Source organism: Arthrobacter sp. UYEF21, from assembly GCF_040546085.1.
GTDB lineage: Bacteria > Actinomycetota > Actinomycetes > Actinomycetales > Micrococcaceae > Arthrobacter.
Genome location: NZ_JBEPNF010000018.1, coordinates 1 through 18461 on the forward strand (window position 1 = coordinate 1; position 18461 = coordinate 18461).

Sequence of the window (18461 nt, forward strand, 5' to 3'; positions counted from 1 at the left end):
TGGAGACAGACATTGGTGATGATCCTGATTCTCGCCCTACGAATTAGACGAAGTTGCTATGAGGTACTGGCCTCACCCAACCCTGACACGTAGGGCCTGCCCCGCTGCCAGGAAACTCTGGCCGGCGCGGACGCGGCTGTGCGCGCGGCGCGTAATGCTGGTGACGGCGAACACGGATTGGTCCGAGTCGGTTTCGTCGGTGCCATGGCGAGCCGAGGTGTGTCTTCCCTGACAAGCACGGTGCGGAGCCGGCACCCTGGGGTCGAGCTGCGTATCTCTGCCTCTGACCACAGCCGAGGTACTCGAGCAGTTCAGGGGTGACCGGCTCGATGTCGGGTTCATGGCAGAGCAACGCGAGGTGCCGGGGACCTTCGCGGCTCCAGCGCAGGCCGGCGGTTGGCACCACCACGACACCGCCAAGCTCTCGGTCTTGCACGCCGTGCCCGGCCTGACTGTGGACGTATGGGTCAACGGCACCCTCACCCTAGATGACTTCACCCCCGGAACCGTGGCCGGTCCCCTGGAACTCGCTGCCGGCGACTACCATATCGCCATCACCGCCTCGGATGCCACCAGCGCGGACAACCCGGTGATCGGGCCGGTTACCGTTGAACTCGACGACGGCGGCAACTACACCGCGGTGGCCCACCCCGACGCCGACGGTGCCCCCACGGCCACACTCTTCACCAACGACACTAAGGCTCCCCGCAACGACAACAAAGGAAAGCTGACGGTCAGGCACGTGGCCGCAGCACCCGCCGTGGACGTCCTGGCTGGCGGAACGGCAGTGATCGAGGGCTCAGCAATCCGGATGAGGCCACCCTGAAGCTGAAGGCCGGAACAAATTCGGCGTCCGTTGCCGCGGCCGGGACCACCGACCCGGTGATTGGGCCGGCCGACATCACCGTCGAGGCCGGCAAAAACACGATCGTGTACGCCTGGGGCAGCCTGGCTGACGGCACCTTGGCCGTCGCAGTCCAGGTTGTTGACTCCGAGAACTAGGGACGCGGCCGTCACTGTCGCCGCTCCGCTAACGGCGTACGAAGCAACGACGTGTGCCAATACCCCCATTGACAGCGGGGCCGCATGACGGGCGCCCCGCTGTCGTGTCTGTGTCCGGTCCACCGACGCAAGCTGTTCCAACACCCCGCTCTATGGCGGACTGCGCCCGTCAAGTTCGTAAGACAGCTTGATTGATTTTCGTCCTACCCTGCTACCCGTTTGATCGCGTGGTGGTATTCGGCCAGGGCGCGGGCCGCGGGCTCGCCCTGGTTGTCGGCGTGGCGCCGGCGGCACCTGTAGGCAGGATTCTCCGCCGGGCCGTAGACACGCCGCACTGCGCTGATTTATGGACGCAAAAAATCCTGCAACTCCCATCCCACCCTCCTGCCGGGTCTGGCGTAAAAAGTGTGCTCCTCGCATGACGATTAGGGCAGACTGGTGGCGTGAGCGGAATCCGGTGGGTGCTGCACGTTGATCTCGACCAGTTCATCGCGGCGGTCGAAGTACTCCGCCGGCCCGAGCTCGCGGGCAAGCCGATCATTGTCGGCGGTCGGGGGGACCCCACGGAACGTGCTGTGGTGTCGACCGCATCCTACGAAGCCCGGGCGTTCGGCGTGGGTTCAGGAATGCCTTTACGCATCGCGGCCCGGAAAGTGCCAGACGCCGTCATCCTGCCCGTCGATCACGAGGCTTATCTCGCGGCGTCGGACGCGGTGATGGCTACCCTGCGCGCGCAGCCCGGCGCCACCGTGCAGGTGCTGGGCTGGGATGAAGCCTTTTTGGGCATCCAGACCGAGAACCCGGAATCCTACGCCCGGCAGGTGCAGGCCGCTGTCCTGGAGCGAACGCATTTGCATTGCAGCGTGGGCATCGGCGACACCATGGTCCGAGCCAAGGTCGCCACCGGATTCGGCAAGCCGGCTGGCGTCTTCCGTCTCACTGCCGGCAACTGGCTCGATGTTATGGGCAGTCGGCCCACCAGGGACCTGTGGGGCGTCGGAACCAAAGTCTCGGGCCGGCTGGCGAAACTCGGCATCAACACAGTCGCCGAGCTCGCAGGAACCGACCCCCCAGACCTGGTCCCGGAGTTCGGCCCCAGGATGGGTCCCTGGTATGCGGAGCTCGGCCGCGGGGACGGCGCCAGCATGGTGGACGACACCCCGTGGGTTGCCCGCGGACACAGCCGCGAAACCACTTTCCAGCGGGACCTGACCGAGCCTGCCCAGGTGGACGACGCTATAAGGGAGTTAGCGGCTCGCGTACTTCAGGATGTGGTAGCTGAAGGGCGGCCGGTGGTCGGGCTGACGCTCAAGGTCCGTTATGCGCCGTTCTTCACCAAGACCTACGCAAGGAAGATTCCCGAGACATTCGAACGGAAGGAAGTCATCGCCCGAGCCCTGGATCTCACAGCAAGGATCGAGCCGGCCCGGCCCATCCGGCTCCTTGGTTTGCGGGCAGAAATGTCGATGCCCGACGATGCACGGAAGGGACATACTCCGACACGTGGCGGCTGGTGACGCGGTAGTGCCCTAGAGCGCATCGACTCTCCTGGACACTCCAGGTGAATTCTTCCACGTCAAACCTCGCCGTTATCCGCCAACCCGGAGCCTTGTGGGTCTTCGTCATTGGCCATCTCTTCGACTCAATCCACGACCTCGTCGGGGTAAATCGGGCCGGGCTGCGCGTTGTCGTCTGTCTCCCAGTGGGCTGGGCCCCCCTGCGGCGGTGACTGCCGTTGCGACGCCGTCCGGAACGGCGTCGCCATTATTGTCGACCAACCATTGCCGCGACCACATCACTCAGAGGCCGCGGCGCCCCACCCACAGCCCGTGCAGCAGCGGTACGACCGACGCGATCATCAGCACGCTGCCGAGCACGGTGTCGTCCGCCCGGACCACGGAACCTGCGATGAGCAGGGCGCCGAATATCAGCGCCGAGGCCGATCGCTGCGCGGTGCGGTTCAGGCGTGCCATCTGCCGTTCGAGACGCGGGTTGGACACAGACAATGAACCGTCTTCGATGCGGGTGAGAAGCCTATCGAGGCGATTCGGCAGACGCACGGCGACCCCGGCGGCGTCGAGTGCCTGCTGAGCCACGTCCTGCACAATGTTGCCTCGCTCGTCGCGCAGCAGCTGGGCCGCATAGGGTTCCACCGCATCCCACAGATTGAACCGGGGGTCCAGCGAGCTGCACACCCCCGATGTCAGTGACATCGCCCGGATGATAAGCAGGAAGTTCTCCGGCAACTGGAACGGCAGGGAACGAATCAGGTCGCCAAACTCGACGGCAAAAACAAGGAACTCCTGCTGGTCCACCTCGCGGAGCTCGGCGAAGCCCATCCCACCAAACCTGGCGAAGAGCTGAGTCATGGCCCTTTCAAGCTCGGCCGTATCGGCCGACGGCACCAGCACACCGACGTCCCTTATCGCGGTCACCAAGCCCTTGCCATCCCTCGCGGCGGCCGCGATCAGAAGCTTCCGCAGGCCGCGTCGGGTGCTGGGCGGAACTTCGCCCATCATGCCGAAGTCGATGAACGTCAGCTGCCACGGGCGCCCTGGTGATGAATTGGTCACCGGAGTGACAAAGATGTTGCCGGGGTGAGGATCGGCGTGGAAGAAGCCTTTGGTGAACAGCTGGTCGAACATGACGGACGCGAAAACCGGGGCAACGCGCGCCGGGTCAATGCCCGCTGCACGAAGCGCCTCCGAGTCCGTGATCTTGATAGCCGTGACGTCGGCGAGGGTGAGCGCACGGCGGGTAGTCCATTCCCATGCGACCTCGGGTACTCCCACCCTGTCGTCGGCGGTGAAATCAGCCGCGAAGCGCTCTAAATTAGCCGCCTCATGCAGGTAGTCGATCTCCTCAAGACTGGTCTGCGCAAACTCCTCCACCAGGGCAGGCATGTCCGCACGATTGGACACCAGGCGCAGGTGGCTTAGCCAGCCGCCCACGCGCCGCAGTGCCGCCAGATCGACGTCGACAATCGCGCCAATGCCCGGGCGTTGCACCTTCAACACCACGTTGTCGAGACCGGCGTCGGCGGCGTTGGCGGGAAGGAGCCGTGCCCGGTGCGCCTGCCCGAGGGATGCGGCGGCGATTGGCGTCTCCTCGACCCAGGTGAAAACCTGGTCCAGCCGCGAGCCCAGCTCCGCCTGGGCCAGGGCACGGATTGCGGGGAACGGTACCGGGGGAACCTCGTCCTGAAGGCCCTCAAGCTCCTTGGTGATCTCGGGCGGTAGCACGTCGAGCCTGGACGACAGGAACTGACCGACCTTGATCATCAGGCCGCCCAGGTCCACCGCGAGCATGTGGAATCGCTGCGCGAACCGCAGCATCCTTTTCGCCCGGGTGCGCTCGGCGATTCTGCCGAGTCCGACGCGGGGGAGGAGCAGCTCAAACCACCAGGTTACGGTCAGATGCCACGCGGCGAAGCGCAGGATGCGGCGGTAACGGGCACGGGTGTTCCCGGCGCCGGGAACCGGATCTGATCGGCCCCGACGAACCGGCGTCACCCCCGTCAGTCCTGGGCGAGGATTGAATACAGACGACGACGTGCCTCATCGAGCACCGCCACCGCCTGCTGCACCTGCGCCGGCGAGCCAGTGCGACCCACCTGGGCCGCGGCCTGCGCGAGCTCGACGCCAGCCTTCGGCAGTGCCGCGAACCCGGTGCCGAATGCCGGGCCCGGTGACTCCCATGGCGCTGAAGCATCTCCGTGCGCTGCATCCGCCCGGCCCGCTTCGGTCAGCGAGTAGATCTTGCGGCCGTTGGACTCCTCGGCACGGACGAGCCCCTCATCGGCCAGCAGTTGCAGCGTCGGGTAGACGGAGCCGGCACTCGGCTTCCAGCTTCCACCGCTGCGCTCCTCGATTTCGCGGATGATCTGATAGCCGTGCATCGACCGCTCCGCGAGCAGGGCCAGCACTGCCGAACGCACCTCGCCTCGCCCTGCGCGGGTGCCCGAACGCTTCTCAAACCTAGAACGCAGCTCCTCCACGGCCTGCCACATGCTGTCGATGTTGGGGCCGCCAAATCCGCCCGCCGGGTATGAATTACGCATGCTGCTCTCCTTAGCGAATCGCGAACGATAGTCAACGATACGTCCCGATACACAGGAAAACCAGAAGTGCGGGACTCGCTGAGGGCCAGGGCCGAACCACGAGCATTCGGACGACGGCGAAGCCTGCCGTCACGTTATCGTTGGTCCAGCACATCTAATCAGGAGGGCCTATGCCTTACGTCGTTGACTTCAAGAACGTCTCCACTATCGGCCTGGAATCCTCTCCGGTAGCCAAGACACTCGCCGGGTTGCGCGCCAACGAGGGCCGCTACTACCGGAACAAGTACGACCACGTCTTCACCGTAAGCCCTGCTGGCGAGGTTCCGGAAGTGGTCGACAGGGTGAGCCGCATCCTGAGGGAAGAACGCGACATCGTCATCGGCTCCAGCGCGCTCGAAGCAACCGCCTTCGAGGTCGACGGTTTGCGGATGGATTACGTGTTCTATGAGTCGGGGCTGTCGATCAACGTCATGTACAGCATCGAGGCGGGCGGCAAACGGGCGGTCGGATTCAAACTGGCCGACGGTATGGAGATTCCAGAGGAACTGGCGTCCCGGTTTAAGTTCGCCCGCCAGAAATCGAAGCTGGCAGGCGTGATCCGCGGCTCCTACTTCGTGATCAAGGGAGATTACTGAACAGCCATGTTCCGGGCCTGGCGCCCTCGGGGTGGCGGTCCACCAAAGTACAGATTCCGCACCGGACCTGCATCGTTGGCCAGTTGCGGTGCGGAAATGAGAGAATAGAGGGCCGCTTCGCAAGCGGAGTCGCTGGGCACGTGCGGAGCGAAGTCGTTCGCGCGACCGCCCTCTTCGGAAGGCATGCCGTCCATCGGGATGTCGGGGTCGGCGCTTCGATCACGCCCGTTAAATCGCTTCGTGCCTTCTGCATCAATACCGTCATCTGTTCATTCGCCTTCCTCATCCAGGTCCGGGTGCGCGGTGCCGCGTCCACAATCTCCGGGATGTCTCAGTGGAGTTCCCCCGTGACGCTCTGGTGGTCCTTACAGGGGTTTCCGGTTCGGCTAAATTCTCGCTGGCATTCGACACGATCTTCTCCGAGGGCAGAGGCGCTACGTCGAATCCTTGTCCTCGTACGCTCGGATGTTCCGGGACCAGGCCGGAGGTCGAGTCGATCGAAGGTCTCAGTCCGGCACTGGCGATTGATCCGAAATCGACGAACCATAACCCGCGGTCTACGGTCCGGACCATCACAGAGATCCAGGATCACCTCCGGCTGCTTTGGGCGCGGATCGGCATTCCCGACTGCGCAGTATGCGGAGAACCAGTGAAACGGCAGACTGTACGGCAGATCGCTGACCAGCTTATGCAACTGCCGGAGCGCACGAGGTAGCAGCTCCTGGCGCCTGTAGTAGTGCAGAACAATGGCAAGCATGCCGATCTGCTGGGCGACCTCACCCAGGCGGCCTTCTCCCGGGTGCTTATCGACGGCGTAGCTCTCCGCCTAAGTGTCGTCGCGCCGCTGCAGAAACAGCTCAAACACGACATCACAGCGATCGTCGACAGGCTGGTCGCCGGCTCCGGCGTGCTTGCCCGCCTCACGGATTCGATCGAGACAGCTTTGCGCAAATGGTGGAGCCGTTACCTTCGCGAGATCCCTTGCCGGGCCTGCGGCGGGAGCCGCCTGCGACCGGAAGTACTCGCGGTCACGGTCGGCGCCAGGAGCATCGGAGAGGTGGCGGCTCTCCGAGCTGGGCCAGTTCATCGAGCAGATCGAGCTCACCCCACAAGAGCAGCAGATCAGCGCTCAGATTCGCCAAGAATCCTTGTGCGCGTCACGTACCTGCTGGATGTCGGGCTTAACTACCTTTCGCTTTCTCGAGCTGCGGGAACCCTGTCCAGCGGGGAAACGCAGCGCATCCGCCTCGCCGCTCAGGTCGGTACAGGCCTCTCCGGGGTGCTGTACGTGCTCGACGAGCCGAGCATAAAGGACTGCACCAGCGCGACAACGACCGGCTAATCGCGACCCTGCACCGGCTGAAAGCACTCGGTAATACGCTCGTTGTGGTCGAACACGACGAGGACACCATCCCCGGCGCTGACTGGATCGTCGACGTCGGTCCGGGAGCCGGTGAGGCCGGAGGAAGCATCGTGCACAGCGGGCCGTTGGCGCAGCTGCTTGACCATCGCTCCTCGGTTACCGCCGCCTACCTCTCTGGCCGGAAAGCAATCGCCGTCCCCGAGCACCGCCGCCCCGTCGATTCAGGGCGGACGCTGGGAATTGTTGGTGCCCGAGCCAACAACCGGCAAAATGTCGACGTCGATGTGCCGCTGGGCGTGTTCGTTGCCGTAACAGGAGTCAGCGGTCCGGGTAAGTCCACCCTTGTCAATGAGATCCTTTACAAGGTGCTGGCGAACACCCTCAACGGCGCCTCTCAAGTGCCAGGGCTCCACACCCGTGTCAATGGACTCGACCAGCTCGAGAAGTCGGTCTCGGGTATGTGCGGTTGGGGCATAGCTCGACCACCTGTCCGTTGGCGAGGCGTAGCGGGTTAAGGTCGCCCCAGAGCTCCAACGGCGCAGCCGTGGACGCACCATTTACATCCTTAACGAACCCACCACGGGACTCCACCTCGACGACGTCGGCAAACTCCTCCACCTCCTGCACAGCCTCGTCGATAAAGGGAACACGGTGGTCACCATCGAACACAACCTTGACGTGATCGAAACCGCGGACTGGATCATCGACTTCGGCCCGGAAGGTGGAGCCGGGGCGGGGTAGTCGTTCCGAGGGGAACACCTGAGACGGTCGCAGACAGCGCGAGGTCCGCCACCGCGCCACACCTGCGGGCCACTGGTCACTGGCAAATAGGATGCGCAGCGGTGGTTGATTGCTTTGCAGGGGGCGGTCACCGCATTCCCGTGAATTGGGTCTTTTGCATTGGGTTCCACCGGGCTATTGTCGGGAACCGCTTCCACGCAAGACCAGACCATGGCGCAGGGCAGCGGAACCCATTCGCATTCGGGTCCGGCGAGTGGACCTGCGTGGTCTGCGAGTTCGAAGGCGGCGGCCGCACGGTGACCGTGGCCAAGTGGAAGGACGGCGCGATCGCCGAGGAATACATCTGGGCATGATCACCACCTAGTCAGGAGGGCGGGGAAGGCGCGGTCACCTTCGAAGATCCGGCGCCCGCCAAAGTGGGTTCGGATATCTGCTGTGTTCGCATCGCTGCCCTCCGTACACTAAGTTTCATGGCATCCCGTATCAGCGAACTCGTCCTGAACTGCGCCGACCCCGAACTTCTCGCGCGGTTCTGGAGCGAGGTCCTTGGCTACGTCGAGCTCGACAGGGACGAAGGTGCGATCGAGATCGGCCCGCCCGATGCCGGGTTTGGCGGCCTGCAGCCCACCATCTTCCTCAGCCCCAGCAGCAACCCTCGCATCGGAAAGCTCCCACTGCACATCGACGTCAACCCCGTCGACCGGGACCAGGACGCCGAGCTGGAACGGTTGCTCGCACTCGGCGCCCGCCCCGCCGACGTCGGGCAGACCGGCGACGAGCAATGGCACGTCCTGGCAGAAACCCTGAAGGCAACGAGTTTTGCCTCTTGCGCAAACGGCTCGAGCCCTGATTCTTCAGTCGGCTGATTAGTCGTCGATGCCGGTGCTGAGGCTGAGCCCCTGCCATTCGTCCAATTCGACGGGCTGTCGCTCCTGGACTGCGGTGAAGGCGCCGAACGCGTCCTGGCCGAGCACCAGCAGCTCGGGCTGGTTCGGGGCCTAGCGACGGTGAGGATGGCCTTCGCGGCTTTCGCGGGGTCTCCGGGCTGGGTGCCGTGGACGGTGTTGTGCTCTTTGCGGCGTTTGCCGGCTTTCTCCGTGTAGTCCTCTACCGCCGTCGCGGACTGGGTGAGCGAACGGCCGGCGCGGTCGGTGAGGAGCGCGCCGGGTTCGATGACGGTGACATTGATGCCAAGATGCTGGAGTTCCTTATAAAAGGGAAACCGAAAGGCCTTCGAGGGCGGCTTTGGTTGCGGAGTAGTATCCGGACCAGGCGGGGAGATACGCGCACCGATGGAGGAAATATTCAGAATCGACCCTGACCGCGTTGATCATGTCGACGGCGCCGAAAACGTTGGTGTCGAACAATTGGCGGATGTCGGCGTCGTCGGCTTCCTCCACGTCGGCACGGTAGCCATAGCGGGCATTGTTGACGCACGTCGATGCTGCCGAACCGGGCGTGCGCCCGCTGCACCGCCGAGTTAATCTGCTCTTTGTCGGTCACATCGAGCGGGAGGGCCAGGGCTGTGTCCGTGTATGGCCGCGAGATCCTGGAGGGTACTTTCGTTCCGGGCGGTGACGACGGTGTTGTGGCCGTGGGCGAGCACTGATTCGGCCAAGGGCCGGCCGAGTTCGTGTATGCATGTTGTCTCCTTTGTCGAGGGGCGCCTGGCGGGCCTGGCCGACCGGCCTGCCTTCAGTCAACTTGCCTTTGGGCGGGTGTCGGAGTGCCTGCCGAAAGCTGTACTGCCAGGCATCCTTTAATACGGTCCGGACTCTTACCGTGGAGCGCTCCCTGAAGAACGATGCAGACCATTGACAGCCCACTGCGCACTGCGGAAAGTGGTCATTACATGCTTTTCGGCCCCACGCTTGATTGGGGGTATCCATGGGCAATGACGGCTATGGTTTTCGGTTGAGGCTGCTTCAATCGTGGCAACTTCGTCGGGACACCGACGTGGTGCCCGTTGCTGTGCGGCAACAACGGCTCGTTACTGCGCTGGCTGTTAATGGGCCCCGTCCCAGAAGCTACCTTGTCGGTCTGTTGTGGCCGGAGGCCCCGGAGTCAAGGGGGCTCGAAAGCCTTCGCGTTGCCGTGCATCTCATCTCGAAGCAAGTCCCCGGCCTCATCGTCAATGGCGGAACCACGCTGTCCCTCAGTGAACTTGTCGATGTGGACCTGCACCGGCTTCGCGCCCAGATCCGGGAATTAAGCCGGTCTGGACTCAATGGAAACGTGGCTGTATGTCTCCAGCAGTTACGGGACTCCGACCTACTTCCGGGCTGGTACGACGATTGGGTGCTCTTCGAGCAGGGCAGGCTGCAGCAGGATCGCCTCCACGCCTACCACATCATTGCCCGGGAGTCGCTCGCACGTGGTGACTATGAGTCTGCCTTGGAAGCTGCGGAGGCGGCACTGGAACTCGAACCGCTCTATGAAAGCGCCGTTGGACTTCTCATCCAGGCCGAACGGCGGCGAGGCAACAACGCTGCCGCCCTTCGCGCTTTTGGCAAATACACGTCGAAACTTAAGGAGGAAATCGGCCTGGGGCCTTCGGAGGCCATCCGGCGCCTCATTGCAGACATTTCCTGAGTGCAGGGGTACGGAGCGGGAAGCAGCTACATCTCAGTGGGAGGCGCCGATCGGGTACTGAGCCATTGGCGCACCACACTGAGGACCTCATCCGGATCAGCTGTAGAGATACTGCTCGGCTCAGCGTCCGGGGCTTGGCTATAGGTCAGCCTGGCGCGAAAACCTGGCGTCTGGTCCGGCTCGTTCCAGGTGCGGATGACCAGGGTGCCCATCGACAGCATCGTGGGGTCTGACGGGACGTCGTCGGAGATTCCTGACGGCGGGTCATCCTTTGTCATGGCAACGTACCTTACTCTCATTCAGCGGATGTCCATGTGGTGAAAGCCCGCGGAGCCTGCCTTGATACTGCAACAAGAGAATCAGCAATCAGCCTAGCTTTGCGAAAGGTTTGCTCAAGATCGCCGCCCATGAAGGCGTCCCGCCCTGATGCGCGAGCAGCTCGCACCGGCTGGACCTGGAAAGTCGCTGCCGGGCGGGCTGTCACTCCTAGCGCTGGCGTGAGGTGCCGTGCGCGTGGGCCGGGGCCGCAGTTGCCCCGGAGATGCAGCCTGTAATCCAGGACATCATGCCTGCTCTCACCCGGTAATGGGTGAAGTATTCGGCCGTGCCGCGGATTTCCCAGAGGCCGCAGTCCTTGTCGTCGAACTGCTTTTCCACATAGCCCAGCAGGGCCCGCGCCGAATACGAAGCGGCCCTGATCAGAGAACGCACCAACGCCGGACTGATCGCCGCGCGCTCCCGCGGGCGAAAGGGTGACAGGACACCCAAGATGACGCCAGCGCTCATCAGCAAAGCACAGCGGATGTATGACTCAAATCAGTTCACCATGGCCGAGATCGCCCACTCCTGCGACGTCACGCCAATGACGATCTACCGCCATATCCGCACCTCGGCCGCCAAACCGGAAGGTGCTTAGCGCTAACGGCTGTGCGGTTACTACTCAACCCCCGGAAGGGGCGGCCGCCCCTTCCGGATGACCCCACGCAACTTCGGCTCGCCGTGGCATCCATGCCAGCCCGGAACCAAAGTCAGCGAAGAATGCCATGAACTGGGAACCACCTGCCAGACCCTGTACCGTCATTTATCGCCGACTGGGAAACTTCGCCCGGCCTGGGGTAAAGCTCCTCACCAAACTAGGCCGCCCATCATGCAGCGCCGATTGCTGAGGCGGGGATCATTGAGGCGTACCTGCCGACAGCCTGCCCTCACCGCCGGTCGCGGTCGAGACAATCATCGCTGGCCCCCCATCGCCGGCAGCGCTCAGGTGGAGTGAAGGAGTGGCCCCGGCAGTATCCTTCCGGGGCCACTCCTTGTGTTCAGGGGATTCAGGGCATTGGTTGGGGCGTTGCGCTTCGCATTCGCTCCGGTGTCCAGCCACCGGTCTCTTCGACACCTGGAGTGGTGACCGTCGAATCCCCGCTCCCGTCAGAGCTCTGGCTTACTCTTTGTATGATCACTCCGGCCGCGAGTAGAGCGACGAGAAATGCGGTCAGCACGATGGCGGTGGTTCTGCGCCGTTTGCCGGTGTCTGCGTGCATGAGACTCATGGCCTTGATCTCCTTGGCTCCGCTATTAATACATCAGGTTGTACGTGCTCAGCACGTCGCTGGTGTTCGGAGTTGCGAGCAGAAGCGGCTCGCCGAAAAGCGTCCTGCGCGATGTGACTGCGAAGGCGTACCCGAGGTCCTGATTGATGATGTCTTTCAGCCACGGCCCCCCGCTGGCGCCGCCGGTCATGTCGCAGTAAAGGGCAGAATCAGTGCTACTGAAACCGTAGGCTTCCCCGGTGTCATCGCAGTAGTAGGGAAGTTCTCCTCCATAGGGTGCTTCCGCCGGCCAGCCCCAGATCCGGGTGTTGCTCGATCGCGGCCTCGGCAATCCGGAACAGGATCCCTTCCTTGCCCCGAACCCGGCGCAGATCCTCCGTCAGCTCCCGCTCGACCCGCCGATCAGCCCGGGTATTGATTTTCAGCACCAAGGCGATCAGCAAATCGACTAGGGCGTCTGTGATCTCCGCAGGCCGCTGCCAGCACAACGCCGCCAACAGCGTTACCGTACAGGTGCCGGCATCGCCCTCAGGTCCGAGGGGTAGGCCCGGGCCGCCCGCGACCGCCAGGCCTCCACAAGTTTGGCCGGCGTAGACGCGAACAGCCCAGCAGGCAACCCCAGGGCCCGGATCGCGGCGAGCTTGCCGACTTCCTTCAAACAGGGTTTCCAAGCCCACCTGACCGGGATCAGCCTTCAACTCTGCCAGCGACACGATATCGGCTCCATCAGTAGCCAGACCCTCTAGCCGTTCCGCACACGCCGCACCCCGACGGGCGACGGTTGGGTCGCAGAAGTCCTTCTCGGACGCTGCCCGGGCGGAGCCAAGGATGCGCTCAATCCGCCCTGGCGGCTCAATCTGCTGAGTCCGGCACCGGAGAAGTATGGCTTCGCGTAACTGTTCGTCCCGCTGTTCAACCGGGCACACCTCGCGGGCCAGCCACTCGGCAATCTTCTCTTCATCGCTGCGGGAGAATTCCCGGAATCCGAAGGCCGTCCGGATCTGGGTCCGATGGCGCTTTGCTGTTCTGCTGGACCACTCGTAATCATCGATGGCCGTTGCATCGACTTTGATCTGGTCTGCAACGTACTCCACCGCACCATGAGGAAAATCCGATCCAGCCCCCGGAAAGCGGGCCTCAAGCTCAAAGAACTTCAGCAGCAGAGCAAAACCCAGCCCTGTCGCCCCCGACTTGTTGCCGAGTAAATCCCAGTCGTCGCCGATAAGTGTCCAAGTCCCCACCAGCTGATCCATCGATTGCTCCCGATTCGCACCCCTGTCAGGCCATGCTACTTGTCACCTAGGGACAGCTATGGGCGTACCGGGCCATAAAGCACACCTCGGCGGCCTCGACGTACTGGTGAACAATGCCGGCATCGCGGGCCCCACCGCCCCCGTCGATGAGTACGACGCCGGAGCTTTCGCCGCCGTCGTCGGCGTCCACCTCCAGGGCACCTTCAACGTCACCCAGCAGGCCATTCCGCTGCTGAACGAATCCGACGCCAACTCGATCGTGACGATGTCCTCCGTGGCGGGCCGCTTCGGCTACCCGAACCGCGTGGCCTACGCCACCACCAAATGGGGCCTGGTCGGTTTCGCCAAGACCCCTCGCCACGGAACTTGGCCCGTTCGGCATCACCTCGAACACCATCCACCCAGGCGCGGGTGGACGGTCCCCGGATCATGAGCGTATTCGAAGGCTGCGCCGCCGTCTCCGGCCGCACCGTCCAGGAAGAAATCGACAGCGCCATGGCCAGCCAGTCCGTGAAGAAGTTCATCACGGAGCTATCTGGTGACCTGATAACGACGCCTGCCGGAACCATCAAGAGGATCAACAAACTCCTCGACCCCGGACTGGTCACCAGGGAAAGCAACCCCCGGGACGGACGCGGCGCATTCATCAGGATGACCGGCGCGGGCAGCGACCTCATCCTTCCCGTGCTCCGGTCCGTTGCGGAATACGAGGATAGTGTCATCTCCCGCCTCTCCGGACCCGAGCGGGACGAACTGGCCACGCTGCTGCGCACCCTGCTCCCTGCATGTGGAGGCCGGGACGCCACGGCCCGGGCAACGTCAGGGCCCTTGAACGTGCGAACGCCCAAGTCGAGCATTACGGCCACGGTCTTGTAGACCTTCGACGGCCGGCTCCAGCTGCTTGACTAGGCGACCACAGTATTCAGCGGTCGGTAGTCAGCACTCTCGTTGTTGCTCGCGGGCCAACTCCAAGGGACTAAAGCCCCTGCCGGGTCAGAGCCAGCGGCGCTTCAGTTGATTGCGCGCACAGCGTCGAACTGACCTGCCTGTGGGCCGGGGAAGTCCGGGCGTCCGCCGCGAAGGCAAAGCTGGAAGGGCGCCAAACCGTGATCAGGAACCGTCGATATCACAGGGCACTCTGGGCAGCCACGGGTGTGCTGGCCCTCGTTGCAGCTGCCACGGGGAGCTCCGATCCCGGAGCCTACTGGGGCATCGTGGCGCCTACACTGATCCCCGGCGCCTATTCCCAGGATTTGATCTCTGCTGCGGCCGCCGCAGCGCTGATCTTCCTCGCCGTGTGGGCCGGACCGGGCCGGCCCAAGGGGCACGTCCTTGCCCTTGGCCTGCCGGGCTACCACTTCTATGCCTACGGGATCTACGTCATTGACTGGGCGTACAACGGGCTCTACCTGGTGTACACGGGAATCTTCACGCTTGCCTTCTGGGCACTGGCGGGGGCCTTGGCCAGCCTTCGGCGGGACCTGCCTGCTGCACTCCGTCCCAAGGCGCTGCTGATCATTTCCGCGTCCGGCGCACTTCTGCAGCCGTTGATGTTCTATCCACCGTGGATTGCCATGTTGTTGCCCCTGATGAGCACCAGGAACCAGATTGATTCGCTGTACTCGGTCTTCACCCCTTAGCCTGTGGTTCCGCCGCCGCCCCTAGCAGAGCTGACGCTGCCGACGCCGCTGTTGAGCCCTGAGCTGAAGGAAGGAATCGAGAAGAAATAGAGGACAGGAAGACGGTTCCGAGGATGCTGGGCTCATAAGCCGCCGATTGTGGCGGTCCGGGCCTTCCTGTGCATCCTCCATTTTCCTGCGCATCGGCTTTGCTTCCCGTTCCGTTTTGGCAAAGCCCTCGATCACGGTTTCTCCGTGGCTTTTCAGGAGACCTGACAGGTGGCTCCTGGCGTCGCGCAGCCGATCCAGGGCATCCTCCGGAGTGAGCGCACCGTCTGCGAGCCCGGCCGTCCAGCGTTCCATCTCGCGCAGGCTCTCATCCCTGGAGGACCTGAGCGCCGCTGCGGTAGCGGAGCCTCCTTGCCCGTGACTTTTGCTGAGGAAGGTCCGGTGTTTCTCCAGGACGCTGCTGCAGTAACGGGCGCGTTCCGGGATGGCGCCGGCATTCAGTTCCGTGACGGCTGGCCGCCCATGTAACCGCACCCACCGTCAGCCAGGTGGCGCCGGGAGCTATTCGCTGGTGGGCCGGCGTCGTTGCTGTTTCGTCGCTGACCGCTGTTGTTTTGCAGCGAGGTGTCGCCGGTTTGACCCGCGGGTTGGTTTGGTGGCCCGGCGGCGGGGAGCATCAGGCGCAAGGGCCGCCGCTATGAGGCCGGCGAGCTTCGCCAGGGCGATCTCACGGTTGCGCAGCTGGGAGCGCTGTTCGGAGGCGGTTACGGTGATGACCCCGGCAATGAAACGGCCTTCGATGCGCGTCAGCAGCCTCAGCCGCTGGACGTCCGAGAGCACCGCAGAGTCGCCGGCGTTCCATAAGAGTTCGACACGGCTGTCCGACGTGTTGACGTGTTGGCCTCCCGGTCCCGACGAGCGCGAGAAACGCCAACCGAGTTCCGACGAGGGAATAGTCAGCGCGGGTGACACCTCCAGATCCATGGAACCAGCGTTGCACAGGATGGTCGCGATCAAAGCCTCCAGTAGACCAAGCCCGCGTCGGACTACCATCGTCTGGGGTGAACCAAGCAGCCGAGAGAGCGGGAGGGGAATGAACCATGTCCATGTGGTTGCAGGCTCTGATGTGGGGGACGGTTGCCGGCGGGGCTCCGGTATCGCCTGGTTATGGAAAATTCCGCCCAAGTTGGTGTCCACGGTGATGGCGTTCGGGGCCGGCGTCCTGATCTCGGCCTTGGCATTGGAGCTGGTCCAGGACGCCGCCGAGGGCGGCTGACTGATCCCCACAGTGGCCGGCTTCCTGGCCGGCGGTGATCTTCGTCTGCTCCAATGTCCTGCTTGCCCGTGCGGGGCGAAGCACCGGGAACGGTCAGGGACGCACGCCTCAGAAAATGACGTGCCCGGCAGCGGAACCGCCATCGCAGTCGGCGCTTTGATCGACGGTGTCCCGAATCGGTGGTTCTCGGCCTTGGACTGGTATCGGCCGGAACAGTCAGCCCGCCCATGCTCGCCGCCGTTTTCATCTCCAACGTCCCCGAGGGGCTGTCCAGTACCGCAGGGATGAAGAAAGCCGGCAGGGGTCCGGCCTACGTTTTTGGGACCTGGACCGTCATTGCTGGAACGTCAATCAACATGAGCGTTGTGCCGGTGGGTGCGGCAGCCGGCGCAGCCATGGAGATACCGGAGGCCTTTGACCAGGCCGGATGGTACCGGTTCGGTCCGGAGCCGGGAGCAGCTGCAGGCACTGCCGTCATTGCCGGCCACTGGGAAACCATGTCCGAGCGGACAGGTTTCCCAGTTAAGGTACTGGCGGCGGGGACAGTTGTGCAGGCGGGACGGCAGGACGCCCCTGCACTGAACTATCGTGTGCTCTCCGTGGAACTCGTGGCCAAGGACAGCTTTGACGGTGATTCACTGTTCCGCCGTGGTGGTCCGCACGAACTAAAGTGGTCACCTGCGGCGGCCGGTGGCTGGACGAACGAATGGACTAAAGCGAGAATGTGATTGTCACCGCGGTCCTTGAGTGAGCGGTGATCCAGCCGTGATTCTCGTCGATGCCGGGAAGGAATCCAGCTTGGCACCACCTGACCAGGCGTCTCACGGGTGGGAGGACGGGTTGACCTCCTCATTCGTGGCAGGGGATGAGCGTGCCCTGGCAGCGGCCTACCGGGAGTTTGCCCCTCTGGTGCACGCGCTGGCCCTCCGCTCCCTGCGGGACCGCTCCGCGGCTGACGATGTCACGCAGGATGTATTCATCCGGGTATGGCGCTCCCGGAGCGCCTTCAACCCTCGGGTGGCACGGCTCCCCGCCTGGATTGTGGGGATCACACGGAACGTGATCTCTGACGCCCAATCCTCCTCTGCCCGGGAGATCCGCAAGGTCCTGGCTGTCGCCGGCGTCCGTGGGCCGGGCGAAACGGGACCAGAGCTGGAAGCAGCCGAGATCCTGGCCGACAGGCTGCTCCTTGACGGGGAGCTTGACAGGCTCGGCGAACCCCAGGGCTCCATCATGAAGCTCGCCTTTTTTGAAGACATGACGCATGAGCAGATTTCCCGGAAACTTGACCTTCCGCTTGGTACGGTCAAGAGCCATATCCGCCGCAGTTTGTCCCACCTAAGAAACCGATTGGAGGTAGACCATGCCGCATCTTGATCCGGAACGGTTGAGCCTCCTCGCGCTGTATGACGGCAGGCTGGACGCCGAGGGCAGGGAACACGTGGGCATGTGCGGTGAATGCGCGGCAGACTACGCGGCGCTGCGCCGCGCCGTGGACGCAGTAAAAACCACACCGGACGCCCAGAGCCTGGAGATCCCGGGCCCGCAGGTGTGGGCCTGCATCCACCGGCAACTGCGCCTGTCCCAGGCCCTGCAGGCAGATCCCCTGGCCACTGTCCGGAAACAGGCCCCAGTCCCGCCACCGGTCCCGGCGCTGGAGCCGACCCGGCAGCCGGAACACTCCCAGCCGCTGGAGCCGACCCGGCAGCCGGAACGCACCCACCCGCCGGAGCCGACGCAGTTGCGGGAACGGATGCGGGCCGCCGGTTACCCGCGGAGGCCCGCAGCCTGGTGGCAGCGTCCTGGGTCCTGGCTGGCCGCCGCAGCGCCAACGCTGCTTGTGGCCGGTGCCACCGTGTGGACCCTGAACCCGGCTCCCGCACCGGTAGCCCAGGCCGAGCTGACGCCGGTGGCCCAGCATTCCGCCACTGGCTCTGCGAAGGTGGTCAGGGCCGCTGACGGGACGCGCTTACTGGTAGTGAAGCTCAGTAAGGACGAAGCCCGGGGATACCAGGAAGTCTGGCTAATCGCCCCCGACCTCTCGCGTCTGATCAGCCTGGGCATCATGAACTCTGACGTGGGAACTTTCGCGGTTCCCGCCGGCGTGGAGCTCGCAGATTTCCCCATCGTCGACGTTTCCGACGAACCTGTTGACGGAAATCCAGGGCACTCCAGCAACAGCATCGTCAGGGGCACGCTCAATTCCTGAGTTGAGCTCGGTGCTTTAGTCAGAGGCACCCCTACGCAACAGGTAGCCGGACGGAGCCGGGTATTGACTACCGCACCGGCCATGGAAGCATACGAAGTGTCGGGACGGCGCCGCTCAAAGGCAGGCTGAGAATCGACAGGCAGTGGGTGTCCGAT

18 protein-coding genes and 4 pseudogenes are annotated in these 18461 nt (G+C 63.8%); 13 read left to right on the forward strand and 9 right to left on the reverse strand.

Annotated elements, in window-relative coordinates; all coding sequences use genetic code 11:
- The first annotated feature begins 340 nt into the window (after positions 1-340).
- Both ABIB27_RS16235 and ABIB27_RS16240 read left to right on the forward strand, forming a co-directional pair.
- Positions 341-1002: pseudogene (locus tag ABIB27_RS16235) on the forward strand (DUF4397 domain-containing protein).
- Positions 1003-1445: 443 nt separating this feature from the next.
- On the forward strand, positions 1446-2519 hold the full coding sequence (locus ABIB27_RS16240) for a DNA polymerase IV (RefSeq protein WP_502909250.1): 1074 nt from the start codon (positions 1446-1448) through the stop codon (positions 2517-2519).
- Between the two features lie 282 nt (positions 2520-2801).
- Here the strand turns inward: ABIB27_RS16240 and ABIB27_RS16245 are convergent, their stop codons facing one another.
- Complete coding sequence (locus tag ABIB27_RS16245) at positions 2802-4514, reverse strand: ABC1 kinase family protein (protein ID WP_354217060.1); 1713 nt, start codon at positions 4512-4514, stop codon at positions 2802-2804.
- A gap of 5 nt (positions 4515-4519) precedes the next feature.
- Positions 4520-5062: a PadR family transcriptional regulator gene (locus tag ABIB27_RS16250; RefSeq protein ID WP_354217059.1), complete on the reverse strand. Its 543-nt coding sequence runs from the start codon at positions 5060-5062 to the stop codon at positions 4520-4522.
- A 170-nt stretch (positions 5063-5232) separates the two neighbouring features.
- Here ABIB27_RS16250 and ABIB27_RS16255 point away from each other — a divergent pair, with 170 nt between their 5' ends.
- The 3 genes and pseudogenes from ABIB27_RS16255 (at position 5233) to ABIB27_RS16265 (ending at position 8651) form a co-directional block, all read left to right on the forward strand.
- Positions 5233-5697, forward strand: a complete 465-nt coding sequence (locus ABIB27_RS16255) for a DUF8821 family protein (protein ID WP_354217058.1) — start codon at positions 5233-5235, stop codon at positions 5695-5697.
- 478 nt (positions 5698-6175) lie between these two features.
- A pseudogene (locus tag ABIB27_RS16260) lies at positions 6176-7866 on the forward strand (UvrA family protein); the annotation flags it as partial.
- A gap of 405 nt (positions 7867-8271) precedes the next feature.
- Positions 8272-8651: pseudogene (locus ABIB27_RS16265) on the forward strand (VOC family protein).
- 358 nt (positions 8652-9009) lie between these two features.
- Here ABIB27_RS16265 and ABIB27_RS16270 read toward each other — a convergent pair.
- Complete coding sequence (locus tag ABIB27_RS16270; RefSeq protein WP_354217057.1) at positions 9010-9201, reverse strand: Rossmann-fold NAD(P)-binding domain-containing protein; 192 nt, start codon at positions 9199-9201, stop codon at positions 9010-9012.
- Positions 9202-9895: 694 nt separating this feature from the next.
- Here ABIB27_RS16270 and ABIB27_RS16275 point away from each other — a divergent pair.
- A complete protein-coding gene (locus tag ABIB27_RS16275) occupies positions 9896-10393 on the forward strand; it encodes a bacterial transcriptional activator domain-containing protein (RefSeq protein WP_354217056.1) in 498 nt (165 codons plus the stop codon).
- A gap of 26 nt (positions 10394-10419) precedes the next feature.
- Here the strand turns inward: ABIB27_RS16275 and ABIB27_RS16280 are convergent, their stop codons facing one another.
- Both ABIB27_RS16280 and ABIB27_RS16285 read right to left on the reverse strand, forming a co-directional pair.
- Positions 10420-10671: a hypothetical protein gene (locus ABIB27_RS16280; protein WP_354217055.1), complete on the reverse strand. Its 252-nt coding sequence runs from the start codon at positions 10669-10671 to the stop codon at positions 10420-10422.
- A gap of 208 nt (positions 10672-10879) precedes the next feature.
- Entirely contained in the window at positions 10880-11104 is a 225-nt protein-coding gene (locus ABIB27_RS16285) for a hypothetical protein (RefSeq protein ID WP_354217054.1), read from the reverse strand.
- A gap of 58 nt (positions 11105-11162) precedes the next feature.
- On the opposite strand from ABIB27_RS16285, the gene ABIB27_RS16290 reads away from it, so the two are divergent.
- Positions 11163-11309: a hypothetical protein gene (locus ABIB27_RS16290; RefSeq protein ID WP_354217053.1), complete on the forward strand. Its 147-nt coding sequence runs from the start codon at positions 11163-11165 to the stop codon at positions 11307-11309.
- A 656-nt stretch (positions 11310-11965) separates the two neighbouring features.
- Here the strand turns inward: ABIB27_RS16290 and ABIB27_RS16300 are convergent.
- A complete protein-coding gene (locus ABIB27_RS16300) occupies positions 11966-12130 on the reverse strand; it encodes a hypothetical protein (protein WP_354254281.1) in 165 nt (54 codons plus the stop codon).
- A gap of 52 nt (positions 12131-12182) precedes the next feature.
- Positions 12183-13193 (reverse strand): DUF4158 domain-containing protein, encoded by a 1011-nt coding sequence (locus ABIB27_RS16305; protein ID WP_354217052.1) that lies wholly within the window; start codon positions 13191-13193, stop codon positions 12183-12185.
- A gap of 58 nt (positions 13194-13251) precedes the next feature.
- Between ABIB27_RS16305 and ABIB27_RS16310 the strand changes: the two genes are divergently transcribed.
- From ABIB27_RS16310 to ABIB27_RS16320, 3 genes are all read left to right on the forward strand, one after another.
- Positions 13252-13626 carry an SDR family NAD(P)-dependent oxidoreductase gene (locus ABIB27_RS16310; protein ID WP_354217051.1) on the forward strand — a complete coding sequence of 125 codons (375 nt, stop codon included), beginning with the start codon at positions 13252-13254 and terminating at the stop codon, positions 13624-13626.
- The gene (locus ABIB27_RS16315; RefSeq protein ID WP_354217050.1) at positions 13623-14069 is read left to right on the forward strand and encodes a MarR family winged helix-turn-helix transcriptional regulator; all 447 of its coding nucleotides are present in this window, start codon (positions 13623-13625) and stop codon (positions 14067-14069) included. Before ABIB27_RS16310 ends, ABIB27_RS16315 begins: the two co-directional genes overlap by 4 nt.
- 230 nt (positions 14070-14299) lie before the next feature.
- On the forward strand, positions 14300-14833 hold the full coding sequence (locus ABIB27_RS16320; RefSeq protein WP_354217049.1) for a hypothetical protein: 534 nt from the start codon (positions 14300-14302) through the stop codon (positions 14831-14833).
- Positions 14834-14854: 21 nt separating this feature from the next.
- Here ABIB27_RS16320 and ABIB27_RS16325 read toward each other — a convergent pair whose 3' ends face one another.
- Positions 14855-15355, reverse strand: a complete 501-nt coding sequence (locus ABIB27_RS16325; RefSeq protein WP_354217048.1) for a DUF5129 domain-containing protein — start codon at positions 15353-15355, stop codon at positions 14855-14857.
- A 27-nt stretch (positions 15356-15382) separates the two neighbouring features.
- On the reverse strand, positions 15383-15805 hold the full coding sequence (gene arfB / locus ABIB27_RS16330; RefSeq protein WP_354217047.1) for an alternative ribosome rescue aminoacyl-tRNA hydrolase ArfB: 423 nt from the start codon (positions 15803-15805) through the stop codon (positions 15383-15385).
- Between the two features lie 116 nt (positions 15806-15921).
- Between arfB and ABIB27_RS16335 the strand changes: the two are divergent.
- The 3 genes and pseudogenes from ABIB27_RS16335 to ABIB27_RS16345 all read left to right on the forward strand — a co-directional run.
- Positions 15922-16438 (forward strand): annotated as a pseudogene (locus ABIB27_RS16335) (ZIP family metal transporter); the annotation flags it as partial.
- Positions 16439-16895: 457 nt separating this feature from the next.
- On the forward strand, positions 16896-17474 hold the full coding sequence (locus ABIB27_RS16340) for an RNA polymerase sigma factor (RefSeq protein WP_354217046.1): 579 nt from the start codon (positions 16896-16898) through the stop codon (positions 17472-17474).
- The gene (locus tag ABIB27_RS16345) at positions 17461-18306 is read left to right on the forward strand and encodes an anti-sigma factor domain-containing protein (protein WP_354217045.1); all 846 of its coding nucleotides are present in this window, start codon (positions 17461-17463) and stop codon (positions 18304-18306) included. The genes ABIB27_RS16340 and ABIB27_RS16345 overlap by 14 nt, the downstream gene beginning before the upstream one ends.
- Positions 18307-18461 lie beyond the last annotated feature (155 nt).

What these genes read in the sequence shown, in the direction of transcription:
- ABIB27_RS16305 (WP_354217052.1), bottom strand. Translation starts at nt 13,193, where the DNA reads ATGGATCAGCTGGTGGGGACTTGGACACTTATCGGCGACGACTGGGAT.
- ABIB27_RS16315 (WP_354217050.1), top strand. Translation starts at nt 13,623, where the DNA reads ATGAGCGTATTCGAAGGCTGCGCCGCCGTCTCCGGCCGCACCGTCCAG.
- ABIB27_RS16250 (WP_354217059.1), bottom strand. Translation starts at nt 5,062, where the DNA reads ATGCGTAATTCATACCCGGCGGGCGGATTTGGCGGCCCCAACATCGAC.
- ABIB27_RS16345 (WP_354217045.1), top strand. Translation starts at nt 17,461, where the DNA reads ATGCCGCATCTTGATCCGGAACGGTTGAGCCTCCTCGCGCTGTATGAC.
- ABIB27_RS16290 (WP_354217053.1), top strand. Translation starts at nt 11,163, where the DNA reads ATGACGCCAGCGCTCATCAGCAAAGCACAGCGGATGTATGACTCAAAT.
- ABIB27_RS16310 (WP_354217051.1), top strand. Translation starts at nt 13,252, where the DNA reads ATGGGCGTACCGGGCCATAAAGCACACCTCGGCGGCCTCGACGTACTG.
- arfB (WP_354217047.1), bottom strand. Translation starts at nt 15,805, where the DNA reads ATGGATCTGGAGGTGTCACCCGCGCTGACTATTCCCTCGTCGGAACTC.
- ABIB27_RS16300 (WP_354254281.1), bottom strand. Translation starts at nt 12,130, where the DNA reads ATGACCGGCGGCGCCAGCGGGGGGCCGTGGCTGAAAGACATCATCAAT.
- ABIB27_RS16255 (WP_354217058.1), top strand. Translation starts at nt 5,233, where the DNA reads ATGCCTTACGTCGTTGACTTCAAGAACGTCTCCACTATCGGCCTGGAA.
- ABIB27_RS16280 (WP_354217055.1), bottom strand. Translation starts at nt 10,671, where the DNA reads ATGACAAAGGATGACCCGCCGTCAGGAATCTCCGACGACGTCCCGTCA.